Source organism: Caulobacter sp. GW821-FHT05F04, assembly GCF_059419665.1.
On the sequence record NZ_JBWKSF010000005.1, the window covers coordinates 103,208 to 116,460 of the forward strand.

Here is a 13,253-nt window from a genome sequence, read left to right on the forward strand (position 1 = left end):
CGTTACGGCGCCCAAGCGCGCGGTTCAGCTGGCCTCACGGCGCAGGGCGTTGGCGGCGGCGCGCTCCAGGGTCCGGACGGCGCTTTCGCCGCGCTGGACTTCGGCCACACCGATATCGAACTCGCAGACGAACGGCGGGCGGTCCTCGCCAGCGTCGAAGGCGGTGCAGCCGATCACGGCGGCGATCCGTTCCGCGGCGGCCTTGGCCGCGCCCAGATTGGTCGCGGGCAAGGCCAGGGCGAAGACTTCGGTGGCCAGGCGGGCCGAGGTGTCCTCGACCCGGACCAGGCGGCCGATCATCGAGCCGATCTGCGGGATGGCGCGGTCCAGCCACCCGTTCTGGCGAGCCCAGACGGTCTCGGGCTTGTCGGCGACGCGCAGCACGCAGATCGACAGCGGCCGGGCGCGCTCGGTCGCGGCCTTGGCCAGGCGCGCCAGGTGGGCGGCGAACAGGTCGCGGGTGAAGAGTCCGGTGGCGGCGTCCATCAGGCCCGAGCTGCGGGCCTTTTCCAGGGCGCCGCGGATGGATTCGCCGCGCCGGTAGCTGCGGGCCAGTTCCATGACGCGCAGGGCCGTCTCGACCTCGGGCGTCTCGGGCGAGGCCACGTCGGAGACCCCGCGATGGAACGCCTCGGACATGGTCACGTAGCTTTCGGCCTTCAGGTAGAGCAGGGCCGGGATATGGAAGAGGCGGGTGTTGCGGCGCATGCCGGCCGCGATCGACAAGGCTTCCTGCTGGCTGTCGCCGGCCCAGAGGACCACGGAATCGAAGGCCCGTTCGTGCAGGTAGTCGAAGGCCGTATAGGCGGTAAAGGCGCCGACAACCTCGGCGCCGCTGGCCTGCAGGGCGTTCGACAAAGCCAGGAACTGCGGGGCCGGCTCGCCGACCGCCAGGATACGGATCGGGGTGTCGAGCGGTTCGGGGAGATCGAGGCGTCGACCGCGCTCGCCGAAGGTCTCCAGGCGCAGCTCGAACTCTTCTTCGGCGATGGCGGTGCGCACCAGGCTCTCCAGGCGCAAGGCGGCCTGGGACGGGTGCAGCGGCGGCGAGAGGGTCAGGTCGAACGCCTGATTGCGATAGTCGCCGTCGGGATCGCCGATGGCGATGACCGGCAGGCGGCGCGGGGCCACGGCGGCCTTCAGCCGGCGGGCCAGGGTCTGGGTCTCGGGACCGGCGCTGGCCAGATCGACGATGACGGCCTCGATCGGCAGGTCGCCCAGAGCGGCGAGGGCGGCGTATGGGCCGCGAGCGGTGATCGTGCGCCAGCCCAACCGGTCCAGCCCTTCGGCCAGCGGTCCGGCGCGAACATCGTCGCGCGCCACGATCAGGATCCGGGCGTCAACCGCCAAACCAACCTCCGCCCGAAATCTCGTGTGGCCAGGCCCACAACCCACCCTGAGATTCGACGCTGCAACATAGCAGAGGCTTTGCGTGGTCAAAGGTGCGGAACGCCGCAGTTCGGAGCTAATCCTATCGGGGCTTGCCTGACCGAACGTCAGGGCCTTTCTAGTGGGCGCAACCGGCCGTCCGAAGAGCGCCGGAAGGGAGATGTATCATGGGCCAGGGGCCGCTTTCGGGACTGAAGATCGTCGAGTTCGCCGGCATCGGTCCGGGGCCTTTCTGCGGCATGCTGCTGTCGGACCTCGGCGCGGACGTGGTGCGGATCGACCGCAAGGGCCCAAGACAAGAAGGAGGGGGGCGCGGCTCGCCGGCCGATGTCACGGCGCGCGGTCGCCGCTCGGTGGCTCTGGACCTCAAGCATCCCGAGGCGATCGAGACCTGCCTCAAGCTGCTGGACCAGGCCGACGGCCTGATCGAGGGTTTCCGGCCCGGCGTCATGGAACGGTTGGGCCTTGGCCCGGACGTCGTCCTGGCTCGCAATCCCAAGCTTGTCTACGGCCGCATGACCGGTTGGGGCCAGACGGGACCCTACGCCAAGGCCGCCGGCCACGACATGAACTACATCGCCATCACTGGGGCCCTGGCCGCGATCGGCACAAGCGACAAGCCCGTGCCGCCGCTGAACCTGGTCGGGGACTTCGGAGGCGGGGCGCTCTACCTGGCCTTCGGCCTGCTGGCCGGGGTGATCCACGCCCGCGCCACGGGGCAGGGCCAGGTGATCGACTGCGCCATGAGCGACGGCGCGGCCTCGCTGATGGCCATGTTTTACGGCTTCAAGGCCGGCGGCATGTGGAACGAGGGCCGGCGGACCAACCTGCTGGACGGCGGCGCGCACTTCTACGACACCTACGAGTGCGCCGATGGCAAGTGGATCTCGATCGGCTCGATCGAACCGCAGTTCTACCTGCTTCTCTTGGAAAAGACGGGGATTTCCGACCCGCAGTTCCAGCATCAGATGAGCCGCGAGGAGTGGCCGCAGCTGCGTGAGAAGCTGGCCGCCGTCATCAAGACCAAGTCACGCGACGACTGGTGCGCGATCATGGACGCCACCGACGTCTGCTTCGCTCCGGTCCTGACCATGGACGAGGCGCCCAAGCACGCCCACAACGCCGCCCGCGAGACCTTCGTCGAGGTAGAGGGCGTCGTTCAGCCGGCCCCCGCGCCGCGCTTCTCGGCCACGCCCGGCGTCATCCAGGGACCGCCGCCGAAGATCGGCGCCCACAATGACGAGGCCCTGGCCGATTGGGGCTTCTCGGCCGACGCCATCGCCGGGTTGAAGACGGCCGGAGCGCTCTGAAACCTGCTGATCGCGTTCAGGTTCGGTTCAGGCGCGAAGTCCCAGGTTGCGTGTGTCGACCGGCCGTCGCGCCATCCGTCCCTCGATGCGGCGGTCGGTTCACAGGACCTTCCTGCGGAGACGCGTCGCCTTCCCCAAGGCGGCGCGTCTTTGACTCTGGAGGCCCGCATCGCCATGGTCCGCCGGATGCAAGATCCGCAGCACCACATTCGTTGGCGCGACCTTCAGCTTGATCCGATCCATTGGGTTCGTGAAATCCTCCGCGTGCTGGGCCTGGCCCTGTCGCGCCTGTGGGGTCGCGACGTCATGCTGTACGTCGGCGGCGTCTCGTTTTTCGCGCTGCTGGCCGTGTTCCCGGGCCTGGCGATTCTGATCGGCCTCTACAGCTTCTTCCTGACGCCCGAGAGCGCCGCGCGCCAGGCGACCAAGCTGGCCGAACTGATTCCCTCCGGCGCCCGCTCGATGTTCCAGGACGAGCTTTCTCGCCTCGCCCATGCGCCCGGCCAGACCATCTCATTGCAGAGCGGCGTGGTGCTGATCGTCGGCGCCTACGCCGCCCACCGCGGCTTCAAGGCCTTGCTGGCGGGGCTTTCGTTCATCCACGACGAGGAGGACCAGCGCGGCTTCTTCGGCTTCAACCTGATGGCGTTGCTGGTGCTGATGGCCGCCTTCGGGCTGCTGTTCTTCATGTCGGGGGTCTTTCTGACCCTGCGCCTGCTGAGCGCGGCCCTGGATCTGAAGCCGTTGGCCGGGGTCTCGTGGATCCAGTCGGAATGGACCTGGGCCAGCTTCGGCATCGTGGTCGGGATGAGTCTGGTCTACCGCTACGCCATGTCGCGCGAGGTCGTGGGCTGGCGCGCCTCGATCTCGGGCGGTGTCGCGGCTGCGGCCCTGTGCGTCTTCATGTCCTGGGCCAGCGCCTTCTACGTCGAGAAGGTCGTCCACCTGGGCGCGACCTACGGCTCGATCTCGGCCGTGATCATCTTCCTGATCTGGCTGTCGTGGAGCGTGAACGCCATCTTCTTCGGCGGCGCCCTGGCCACCGAGGTCGAGATCGCCCTGGACGAACGTCCCCAGGCCCTGCTGGAGGGGCCCAGGGCGATCCCGCTCAAGGCGCCTTCCGAATATGAAAACGGATGACTCCGCCCTCCTGGTCGGTGATCTCCAGCACGCTCGCGCCGATCTGACTGGCGAAGTGCGGGACGTCGATGCGGGCCATGGGATCGGTGGCCAGCAGAACGAGCTCGGCTCCCGGCGCAGCGGCCTCATGAGCCTTGCGCAGCTTCAGGGTTGGCACCGGGCAGTGGTGGCCGCGCGCATCGACCAGGATCGGTTCAGACATCGAAGACAGCCTCGGCCTCGTTGGCCGGCAGGATGCGATACTGGCCAGGCTCCAGGTCGACGGGTAGGGTAAGGCCGCCGATCCGCTCGCGATGCAGCGTGACCACGTGGTTGCCGACGGCGGCGAACATCCGGCGGACCTGGTGATAGCGGCCCTCGGTGATGGTCAGCCGCGCGGTCTTGTCGTCGACGACGTCCAGCTGGGCCGGCAGCAGCGGCTTTTCCTCGCCGTCCAGCATCAGCGTTCCGGCGGCGAAAACCTCGCCCTCGGAGCCCTTCAGCGTGCGGTCGAGCGTGGTCAGGTAGGTCTTTGGCACGTGCCTCTTGGGCGAGATCACCCGGTGCAGGAAGTCCCCGTCGTCGGTGATCAGGATCAGGCCGCTGGTGTCCTTGTCCAGGCGGCCGACCGTCGACAGGCCGGGATCGCGCAACCGCCAGCGGCGCGGCAGCAGATCGTAGATCTTCTCGCCATCTTCCTTGTGCGAGCACGTCACACCCAGCGGCTTGTGCATCAGCAGCACCAGCGGGGCCGGCGGATCGACCGCGACGCCGCGAATGGTCATACGCTCGGGCAGCGCGGCGTCGACGGCGATGCGGGCCCCGGCGTCCTTCAGGATCTTGCCGTCCAGCACGACCTTGCCGCTGGCGACCAGGGCCTGGACGTCCTTGCGGCTGCCGTAGCCGAGATTGGCCAACAGCCGGTCCAGCCGGGCCATCAGCGCTTTCGTCATTTACGGGCCTCGAAGACCTTGTAGCCGCCGCCCTCGGCGATCAGGCCGACCTTGGCGAAGCTCTCGCCCAGGATCGCCTCGTACGGCAGGTGGCGATTGGCCACCATCCACAGCGCCCCGCCCTTGCGAAGGGCGGCGGCGGCCGAGGCGATGAAGGCCTGGCCCAGGGTCTTGTCCTCGCCGCGGCCATCATGGAACGGCGGATTGCTGACGATAAAGTCGAGATCCTTCAGTTCGGTCTGACGGACGTCACCCCAGACAAACTCGGCGCGCGGGTCGGAGACGTTGCGGCGGGCCACGTCCAGCGCGCGGCGGTCCAGCTCGACCAGGGTCAGCTTGGTGACTTTCGGCGAAGCCAGGACGTTGAGCGCCAGCAGGCCGATGCCCGCGCCGAAATCGGCCCCGGCTCCGGCGAACGGCGGCAGAACCTGGAGCAGGGCGTTGGTGCCGGCGTCCAGGCGATCCCAACTGAACACGCCGGGCTGGGTCCATAGGCCGTTCTCGGAAATCTGGCGCGGGGCTCCGGCGGCGATGGCCTCGGCCAGGCCCTTGATCACGGCGGGGCGGACCACGAGGCAGATGCGGTTGTGGCGACGGGCGCTCTCGCCAACCTCGCAGCCCAGGGCCTCGAGTTCCTTCTTCAGGCGCAGGCCGCCCCGATCTTTCGGGGCGAAGGCGGTCAGGCGGCCGCCCGGGGCCAGGACGCGCAACGCCTGGGCGAGGACAAATCGTCGCTCCACCGCGCCGGCGGGCGCGCGAACGGTCACGGTGGTAAAGGATTCGTCCGGAACCGAGGCGATGTCCCGCGAACCGGCGATCAGCGGCGACAGCTGCGCGGCGTCCGCCGCGGACGGCGCCAGATCATGATCGGCCTGGCCATAGATCGCGGTATTGGAAGCCGACATGCTTGTCCTGAAAGGGTTTTCCGGTCGCCAAGAGTTCTGGCGGGCAGGGTGGGATTCGAACCCACGGTAGACTTTCACCTACGGCGGTTTTCAAGACCGCTGCCTTAAACCACTCGGCCACCTGCCCGGAGCAGGCGGCTATATCAGCGCGTCCGCGCCTTAACCAGACTTCAAAACAAACCGGCGACGATGTGAACTCGGAAGGGGTGTGGGCCCGTCTGGACGACCATTGGATGAACCAGCGTATCGATCAGGTTTGGCGGATTGCGCGCACCCTCGGCCTCATGGCCCTGGCGGCCGCGAGTCTGGCCGCCTGCGCCACGCCCAAGTACGGCGTCGGCAAGTCCGGTTACACGGCCAGCGCCCGCAATGACACCACGCGCGGTTCGTCGCCGCGCTCCGGCTCCACGGTCGGCCGCGACGGCAAGCCTTTGCGCGGCACGGAAAAGCCCTATCAGATCAATGGCGTCTGGTACTATCCGCGCCAGGACAAGGACTACAACGTCGTCGGCGTCGGCTCCTGGTACGGCGAGCAGTTTCACAACCGCCGCACCGCCAATGGCGAGATGTTCGACATGGATGTCCCGTCGGCCGCTCATAAGACCCTGCCGCTGCCCAGCCTGGTTGAGGTGACCAACCTCGACAACGGCAGGAAGATGATCGTGCGGGTCAACGACCGCGGGCCGTTCGTCGGCGATCGCGTCATCGACTTGTCCAAGGCCGCCGCCCAGCAGCTGGGCTACTATCGCCAGGGTGTGGCCCGCGTGCGGGTGAAGTATGTCGGCCCGGCGTCCAGGAACGCCTTCGACGGCCCGCGCCAGTACGCTGTCACGCAAGCTCCGCCTCCGCCGCGCGAGCGCAGCTTCGACGATATCAAGGAACCGACCCAGCGCGTGCAGGTCATCCCCTCGCGCCAGCCCGATCCGGACTGGAGCGCGCCGATCCAGCAATCCGCGCCGCAGATCAATCCGCCCGACCGGATCCCCGATCGAGTCTATGCCTCGGCCGCCAAGTCCGGCTTCCGGGTTCAGGCCGGCTCGTTCTCCAGCCGCGAGAACGCGGAGAGGGCCGTGCGTCAGCTTTCGGGCGCCGGCCAGGCCCAGATCGACGCGATCGAGCGGGCCAGCGGCACGCTCTACCGCGTCACGGTCTCGGCCGGTCCGAACGAGGGCGAGGCCTGGAGCCTGCGCCAGCGGGTCGAGTCACTGGGCTATCAGGGCGCCACGGTCCTTCGTCCCTAGCAAGGGGGCGTAAGCGCCTCTGGACAAGCCTCGGAAACCGGTCGAATGAGGCCGGGTGACCCAGGGTTCTTTCATCAGTTTCGAAGGCGGGGAGGGGGCGGGCAAGTCCACCCAGATCCGCCGCCTGGCCGAGCGGCTGCGAGCGGCCGGCCATGACGTCGTCGTCACCCGTGAGCCGGGCGGCAGCCCGGGCGCTGAAGCCATCCGGGAGTTGCTGGTCAACGGCGCGGCCGACCGCTGGTCGCCGGTCACCGAGACCCTGTTGATGTACGCCTCGCGTCGCGACCACCTGGAGCGGGTGATCCGTCCGGCGCTGGCCGAAGGCAAGGTCGTGCTGTGCGACCGCTTCGCCGATTCCACGCGGGCCTATCAGGGCGCGGGCGGCGACGCGCCGGCCAGCCTGATCGCGGCGCTGGAGGATCACGTTCTGAACGGCACGATCCCGACCCTGACCCTGATCCTGGATCTGCCGGCCGAGGTCGGCTTGAGCCGGGCCGAGGCGCGGGGCGGGGCGGCGCGGTTCGAGTCCAAGGGTCTAGACTTCCACCAGCGTCTGCGCGCCGGCTATCTTGAGATCGCCCGCCGCGAACCCGAGCGCTGCGTCGTCATCGACGCCGACGCCGAACTGGACGCGGTGACCGCCGCGATCAGCGAGGCCGTGGCCCAACGGCTGGCGCTCTGATGACCCCGGCCCATCCGCGCGACGTGTACGGCCTGGAGGGCCAGTCCGCCGCCGAGGCCGCGTTCCTCGACGCCCTGGATCGTGGCCGGTTGCACCACGCCTGGCTGCTGACCGGCCCGGAGGGCGTGGGCAAGGCGACCCTGGCCTATCGCATGGCCCGCCGCCTGCTGGGCGCGAAGCCCGATCCGTCGATGGGCCTGCTGGGCGCCGCGCCTTCCGACGTGGTCAGCCGCCAGGTCGCCGCCCGCTCGCATCCCGACCTGATGGTGCTGGAGCGGCTGACCGACGACGGCAAGGCAAGGAAATCGATACCGGTCGACGAGGCCCGCCAACTGCCGGAGTTCTTCTCCACGACGCCGGCCATTTCGCCCTATCGGGTGGCGATCATCGATGCGGCCGACGACCTCAACGTCAACGCCGCCAACGCGGTGCTGAAGACGCTGGAGGAGCCGCCGCCGCGCGGGGTGATCCTGCTGATCAGCCATGCGCCCGGTAAGCTCCTGCCCACCATCCGCTCGCGCTGCCGCCGCCTGGCCGTGCCCGCGCCGGGCGTGCGGGCCGCCGCCGAGATGGTCGAGCGCATGGCGGATGTCTCTGGGCGCGACGCCGAACGCCTGGCCCGCATGGCCCACGGCGCGCCAGGCAAGGCGCTGCAACTGGCCGCCGCCAAGGCCATCGAGATGGACGACGCGGCCAACGAGATTCTGCGCGGCCTGCCCAAGCTGGACGAAGGCGCGCTCTTGGCCCTGACCGACACCTTCCGCGGCGCCGAGGGCGCGGCGCGGTTCGAACTCCTGATGGACCGCATGGCCGATCAGGTGCGGATCTTCGCCACCCAAGTCGCGGCCGACGGCAAGAACTCGCCCGGGCTCGACCGTTGGGCGGTCGCGTGGGAGCGGCTGTCCAATGCGCCGGGTGAGGCCGAGGCCGTGAACCTCGACCGCGCCGATGTGTTCTGGAGCGTCATCTCGGACTTGCGCGCGGCGGCCAAGACGGCGATTTGAGCGGCATGCTCATCGACAGCCACGTGAATCTCCACGCCCCCCAGTTCGCCGAGGACAAGGACGCCGTCATCGCCCGCGCTCGCGAGGCGGGCGTCGCCCTGATGGTCACCATCTGCGATAAGGTCTCGTCCTTCGAGGCCGTCCACGCCATCGCCATGGCCGAGCCGGATGTCTGGTGCACGGTCGGCACGCACCCGCATGAAGCCAAGGAAGACCCCGGCCTGACCGCCGCGCGCCTGGTCGAACTGGCCCAGCGTCCGCGCGTCATCGGCATCGGCGAATGCGGTCTGGATTTCCACTACGATCTGTCGCCGCGCGAGGTGCAGGCCCAGGTGTTCCGCCAGCACTGCATCGCCGCGCGCGAGAGCGGCCTGCCGCTGGTGGTTCACACCCGCGAGGCCGACGATGTGATGGGTCAGATCCTCGAGGAGGAACACGCGGCCGGGCCATTCAAGATCCTGATGCACTGCTACACCAGCGGTCCGGCCCTGGCGGCTCGCGCCATCGCGCTGGGCGCCTGGTTCTCGGTGTCGGGCATCGCCACCTTCAAGGCGGCCGAGGACGTGCGCGAGGTGATCCGCGACATGCCCGCCGACCGGATCATCGTCGAGACCGACTGCCCGTACCTGGCTCCCGTACCGATGCGCGGCCGCCGCAATGAGCCGGCCTATCTGCCGCATATCTACGACAAGCTGGCCGAAATCCGGGGCTGGAGCCGAGCCGACACGGAGGCCCGCACCGAGGACGCCTTCTTCAACCTGTTCGACAGGATCCCCCGTCCATGACCGGCCCGCTGGAGTTCACCATCCTGGGCTCCGGCTCGTCCGGCGGCGTTCCGCGCGCCGACGGCAATTGGGGCGATTGCGATCCGGCCGAGCTCAAGAACCACCGCTCGCGCTGCTCGCTGCTCGTGCGGAGGAAGGGCGAGGACGAGGGCGGGGCGCTCCACGAGACCACTGTCGTTGTCGACACCTCGCCGGACCTGCGCCTGCAGGCCGCGAAGGCGGGGGTGAAGCGGGTCGACGCGGCGCTGTTCACGCACGATCACGCCGACCAGGCCCACGGCATCGACGACCTGCGACCGTTCTTCCTCAATCAGCGGGTCCGCATCCCGACCTGGATGGACCAGGCCACGCACGACGGCCTGCTGACGCGGTTCGAGTACATCTTCAAGACGCGCGGCGGCTATCCGGCCATCCTGGAACCGCGCTTGATCCCGCCGCTGGGCGAGGATTTCCAGATCGACGGCCCCAGCGGCTCGATCCCTGTCCACACCTTCGATGTGGACCACGGCGAGATCCGCGCGGTCGGCTATCGCTTCGGCGGGGTGGCCTACACCCCGGATGTCCGCGCCATTCCCGACGGAAGCTGGGCCGACCTGGCCGATCTCGATGTCTGGATCGTCGACGCTCTGCGCTGGACGCCGCATCCGACCCATGCCCACGTCGAGCTGGCCCTGGAATGGATCGCCAAGGTCAGGCCGAAGCGGGCCATCCTGACCAATCTGCACATCGACCTCGACTACAACGCCCTGACCGCGCGCCTGCCGCCGGGCGTCGAGGCCGGCTATGACGGTTTGCGGTTCACGCTCTAGGCAACTTTTCGGAGGGCCGCGGAGTTCTCTAGCCGCGCCGCTTCAAGGCGCCGTTCGCGTTTTAGGCGGCGCTGCGCTCGCATCTTCGCAACTTTTGCCGAGTTTGGCGAAAACTTGGCTTCACGTAACAGCGTTGAAATAAGCTTGTCCAACAACACCGTCATAGGGACGCGGTAGAGTCATTCTCCCGTGCGTCACCGACCAGACCTCCCATGGCTGAAACCGTCACCATTTCCCGAGAAGTCTTCCAGCGCCTCCGCTCGCGTCTGCCGGCGGTGACGCGCGAGCACCTGTTCGATTGCTACGCCATCAGCGAAACCACCTGGACCAAGCTGCGCGACGGCAAGCCGGTGAAGCGCTCGACCCTCGAGCGCATCCTGGCCAAGCTGGCGCTGCTCGACGCCCGAGTGGCCGCCTGATCCGCGACGATCCGGCCCCCTAACCTCATCAGTCCGCTCAAGGTCGTCGCCTCGCCGCGTGATCTGCTATGAGCGCTTCATGAGCTCCCTTGGGACCGGCGCGCGCCAACGCATCCTCGTCATCGACGACGAGCCGCAGATCCATCGCTTCCTAGGCCCGGCCCTGGATGCGGCGGGCTACGAGCCGCTACGCGCCGACGGCGGCCAGGAAGGCCTGCGCGCCATCGCCCTGTGGTCGCCCGACGCCGTGGTGCTGGACCTCGGCTTGCCCGACATGGACGGCAAGGATGTGCTGGAGAAGGCCAGGGCGTTCTACGACGGTCCGATCCTGATCCTGTCGGCTCGCGACCGCGAGATCGAGAAGATCGAGGCGCTGGATCGCGGCGCCAACGACTATGTCGAGAAGCCCTTCGGCGTGGGAGAGCTGCTGGCCCGGCTGCGCGCGGCGATGCGCCAGTCCGGTCGCGCCCAGGCGCCCAGCGGGCCGATCCGCGCCGGCGACATCGAGATCGACCTGGAGAAGCGTCGCGTCACCCGCGCGGGCGAGGCCGTGAAGCTGTCGCCGCGCGAATACGACGTCCTGATCCGCCTGGCGCTGGGTCATGGCAAGGTGCTGACCCACAAGGAACTGCTGACCGCCGTCTGGGGCCCCGCGCATGCACGGGACACCCAGTACCTGCGCGTCTTCGTCGGCCAACTGCGCCAGAAGCTGGAGGCCGACCCGGCGTCGCCCAAGCTGCTGCGGACCGAGCCGGGCGTCGGCTACCGATTCGCCGACGACGCGAGTTAACGCCCACCGACCTCCATGCGACGCACGCGGATGGCCGGCTGGCTGCCGATCTTCATCATGTAGCTGCCCATGGCCGCCTTGCGGACCTCGATCATGTCGCCGGCCTTGGGCGGCTTGCCCAGCATGGTGTCGTCGATCTGGCGCCAGACCGCGCCGTCCTCCAGCGTGACGACCAGCCGTTGCTCGGCGTCGACCCTGGCGCTCTTGACCATCGACTGCAGCTTCTCGGTCTCGGCCTTGTCGGCGCCCTTGTCGAGGATGGACAGCGTCGGCAGCTCCAGCCCGAAGGCCTGGCGCCGCGCGGCGCGGGCGGTCTGCTTGTCGATGATGATGACCTCGCCGGTTTCCTGGGCCTTGGTCACCGACTGGGCGGCCTTGTCGTAGCAGGCCAACCGCTCGGCGTCGGTGGTGATGGCGCGGCAGGCCTTCAGCGCCGCGATGACCGCCGGCTCGGCGGGCTCGGCGGCGAAAGCGGGAGCGGCGGCGAGAGCGATCGCGGCGGCGAGCAACAGCTTGGTCATCTCGAACTCCTTATGCGGCTTGCTGGGCGTCGCCCAGCAGCCATCCAGTCAGCGACATCCGCTTGGCGTCGGCATACGAGGCGACCTGGGCCACCGAATGGGCGGCGGGCACCTTGAACAAGGTCAGTACGTTGAACTCCGGCTTGAAGCCGCGCGTGACGTTGCCATCGGCGTCATGGAAGAGAAGTTGGCCGCCCCAGTCGGCGCGCCACTTCCGGGTGAAGCCCAAGGTGAAGGCGGCCAGGCGCGTATCCTTGCGGTGGCGGTCGTCGTGCAGCGTCAGGAAATCGCCGGGGCGATAGTAGGACGCCTGGATCCGGACGCCCGTCACGGCCGGCGCGCCGATCACGCGGCGGCCGAAATCGAGAAAGTCCTCGCTCTGCAGGAACTGCGTCGCGCGATGGATCGGCGCTTCTGGAGCGCGCAGATATTCGTCCTGCATGGCATAGGACAGGTGCACGAAGGAAAAGCCCGTCGCGGCGCGCTTGATCGCCCCTTGCAGGAACTGTCGGACCTGGGCCTCGCCGAACTTCTTGATCACGTCCGGAGTGATGACCAGCGTCTCCGACGTCTCGTCGGGCGCGACGATGTTCCAGGTCAGGCCTTCCATCGCTCCGGCGACCGCCTCGGCGTCGGCCGGAACCAGGAAGACCGGAATCTGCACATAGCCTTCCCGCGCGAACCGCTTCGCGAACGTCTCGATCGGCAAGTCGCTGTTGATTCTGAGGGGAGGGTGCGCGGGCATGCGGGACTCGTCGGTGCGGGATCGCGAGCATGGATTTGCTCGGATTTTATTCAAGCGGTGCTTTTCGTTCCCGTGCAACTGCCGCTGTGGCTTAAATCGCCAGTACCTGGGGCGACTTGTCGCGGACCTGCGCGCCATTCAAGTCGAGAAGTGAATATTATCGCACGGAAGGCCCCGTCATCGCCCCTAGGCCAGCATACCGACGCCTCGAACTGAGTTTATGAAAGAATATTTTCCTCCCGCTCGTTGGGGGGCGAACTGTATCGGCGTCGTCACTGCACTGAGGCGAAGTCATCTCTGGGTGGTTGATTACTTCGTATATAATCTACAGCATTGCGGATTTGCAAAGAAGCTGGCTGCATCCATCCCCTTGAAAACGCACAGTCTTGACCGCATCGATGCCGGGGCTTGTGTCAGGTGCGTTACATTTGGGTAACAGGTGGAAATTTCCTGGGCATTCGCGCCTTCTGGCTGATTGACCGGAGGTCGTCCAATTCCACTCTTGCCCGCAAAACCCGGTTCCAGGGGGGACAGGGGGAGCGCCGCATGCTCATCCGCAGAGCTCGGCGTATAGGTTTTGG

At 68.0% G+C, this 13,253-nt stretch carries 15 protein-coding genes and 1 tRNA gene; 9 read left to right on the plus strand and 7 right to left on the minus strand.

Translation table 11 applies throughout. The features are described 5' to 3' along the window. Nucleotides 1–24: 24 nt before the first annotated feature. The gene (locus tag AC07R7_RS14725) at nucleotides 25–1,350 is read right to left on the minus strand and encodes a diguanylate cyclase domain-containing protein (protein WP_492885325.1); all 1,326 of its coding nucleotides are present in this window, start codon (nucleotides 1,348–1,350) and stop codon (nucleotides 25–27) included. Between the two features lie 206 nt (nucleotides 1,351–1,556). Here AC07R7_RS14725 and AC07R7_RS14730 point away from each other — a divergent pair, with 206 nt between their 5' ends. Beyond that, nucleotides 1,557–2,699 (plus strand): CaiB/BaiF CoA transferase family protein, encoded by a 1,143-nt coding sequence (locus tag AC07R7_RS14730; protein ID WP_494635668.1) that lies wholly within the window; start codon nucleotides 1,557–1,559, stop codon nucleotides 2,697–2,699. 174 nt (nucleotides 2,700–2,873) lie between these two features. Next, nucleotides 2,874–3,839 carry a YihY/virulence factor BrkB family protein gene (locus AC07R7_RS14735; RefSeq protein ID WP_494635872.1) on the plus strand — a complete coding sequence of 322 codons (966 nt, stop codon included), beginning with the start codon at nucleotides 2,874–2,876 and terminating at the stop codon, nucleotides 3,837–3,839. Here the strand turns inward: AC07R7_RS14735 and AC07R7_RS14740 are convergent. The 4 genes from AC07R7_RS14740 to AC07R7_RS14755 form a co-directional block, all read right to left on the minus strand. Further along, the gene (locus tag AC07R7_RS14740; RefSeq protein WP_494635669.1) at nucleotides 3,808–4,041 is read right to left on the minus strand and encodes a sulfurtransferase TusA family protein; all 234 of its coding nucleotides are present in this window, start codon (nucleotides 4,039–4,041) and stop codon (nucleotides 3,808–3,810) included. The genes AC07R7_RS14735 and AC07R7_RS14740 overlap by 32 nt on opposite strands. Then, nucleotides 4,034–4,771 (minus strand): pseudouridine synthase, encoded by a 738-nt coding sequence (locus AC07R7_RS14745; protein ID WP_494635670.1) that lies wholly within the window; start codon nucleotides 4,769–4,771, stop codon nucleotides 4,034–4,036. The genes AC07R7_RS14740 and AC07R7_RS14745 overlap by 8 nt, the downstream gene beginning before the upstream one ends. Continuing rightward, complete coding sequence (locus AC07R7_RS14750; protein WP_494635671.1) at nucleotides 4,768–5,676, minus strand: class I SAM-dependent methyltransferase; 909 nt, start codon at nucleotides 5,674–5,676, stop codon at nucleotides 4,768–4,770. The genes AC07R7_RS14745 and AC07R7_RS14750 overlap by 4 nt, the downstream gene beginning before the upstream one ends. A gap of 37 nt (nucleotides 5,677–5,713) precedes the next feature. Further along, nucleotides 5,714–5,803, minus strand: a tRNA-Ser gene (locus AC07R7_RS14755). 106 nt (nucleotides 5,804–5,909) lie between these two features. Here AC07R7_RS14755 and AC07R7_RS14760 point away from each other — a divergent pair. The 7 genes from AC07R7_RS14760 (at nucleotide 5,910) to AC07R7_RS14790 (ending at nucleotide 11,406) form a co-directional block, all read left to right on the plus strand. Beyond that, complete coding sequence (locus tag AC07R7_RS14760) at nucleotides 5,910–6,917, plus strand: septal ring lytic transglycosylase RlpA family protein (protein WP_494635672.1); 1,008 nt, start codon at nucleotides 5,910–5,912, stop codon at nucleotides 6,915–6,917. A 55-nt stretch (nucleotides 6,918–6,972) separates the two neighbouring features. Beyond that, nucleotides 6,973–7,599, plus strand: coding sequence for a dTMP kinase (gene tmk, locus AC07R7_RS14765; protein WP_492885315.1), 627 nt, complete (start codon nucleotides 6,973–6,975; stop codon nucleotides 7,597–7,599). After that, the gene (locus AC07R7_RS14770; RefSeq protein WP_492885313.1) at nucleotides 7,599–8,603 is read left to right on the plus strand and encodes a DNA polymerase III subunit delta'; all 1,005 of its coding nucleotides are present in this window, start codon (nucleotides 7,599–7,601) and stop codon (nucleotides 8,601–8,603) included. Before tmk ends, AC07R7_RS14770 begins: the two co-directional genes overlap by 1 nt. Further along, on the plus strand, nucleotides 8,600–9,388 hold the full coding sequence (locus tag AC07R7_RS14775; protein ID WP_492885311.1) for a TatD family hydrolase: 789 nt from the start codon (nucleotides 8,600–8,602) through the stop codon (nucleotides 9,386–9,388). The genes AC07R7_RS14770 and AC07R7_RS14775 overlap by 4 nt, the downstream gene beginning before the upstream one ends. After that, complete coding sequence (locus AC07R7_RS14780; protein WP_492885309.1) at nucleotides 9,385–10,197, plus strand: MBL fold metallo-hydrolase; 813 nt, start codon at nucleotides 9,385–9,387, stop codon at nucleotides 10,195–10,197. Before AC07R7_RS14775 ends, AC07R7_RS14780 begins: the two co-directional genes overlap by 4 nt. Nucleotides 10,198–10,409: 212 nt before the next feature. Beyond that, nucleotides 10,410–10,616, plus strand: coding sequence for a hypothetical protein (locus tag AC07R7_RS14785; RefSeq protein WP_492839168.1), 207 nt, complete (start codon nucleotides 10,410–10,412; stop codon nucleotides 10,614–10,616). A 79-nt stretch (nucleotides 10,617–10,695) separates the two neighbouring features. Continuing rightward, nucleotides 10,696–11,406, plus strand: coding sequence for a winged helix-turn-helix domain-containing protein (locus AC07R7_RS14790; protein WP_494635673.1), 711 nt, complete (start codon nucleotides 10,696–10,698; stop codon nucleotides 11,404–11,406). Here AC07R7_RS14790 and AC07R7_RS14795 read toward each other — a convergent pair. Both AC07R7_RS14795 and AC07R7_RS14800 read right to left on the minus strand, forming a co-directional pair. Then, nucleotides 11,403–11,927 carry a hypothetical protein gene (locus tag AC07R7_RS14795; protein WP_492885305.1) on the minus strand — a complete coding sequence of 175 codons (525 nt, stop codon included), beginning with the start codon at nucleotides 11,925–11,927 and terminating at the stop codon, nucleotides 11,403–11,405. The two genes, AC07R7_RS14790 and AC07R7_RS14795, sit on opposite strands and share 4 nt — an antisense overlap. A 10-nt stretch (nucleotides 11,928–11,937) precedes the next feature. After that, nucleotides 11,938–12,672, minus strand: a complete 735-nt coding sequence (locus AC07R7_RS14800) for a 2OG-Fe(II) oxygenase family protein (protein ID WP_492885303.1) — start codon at nucleotides 12,670–12,672, stop codon at nucleotides 11,938–11,940. Between the last annotated feature and the right edge of the window lie 581 nt (nucleotides 12,673–13,253).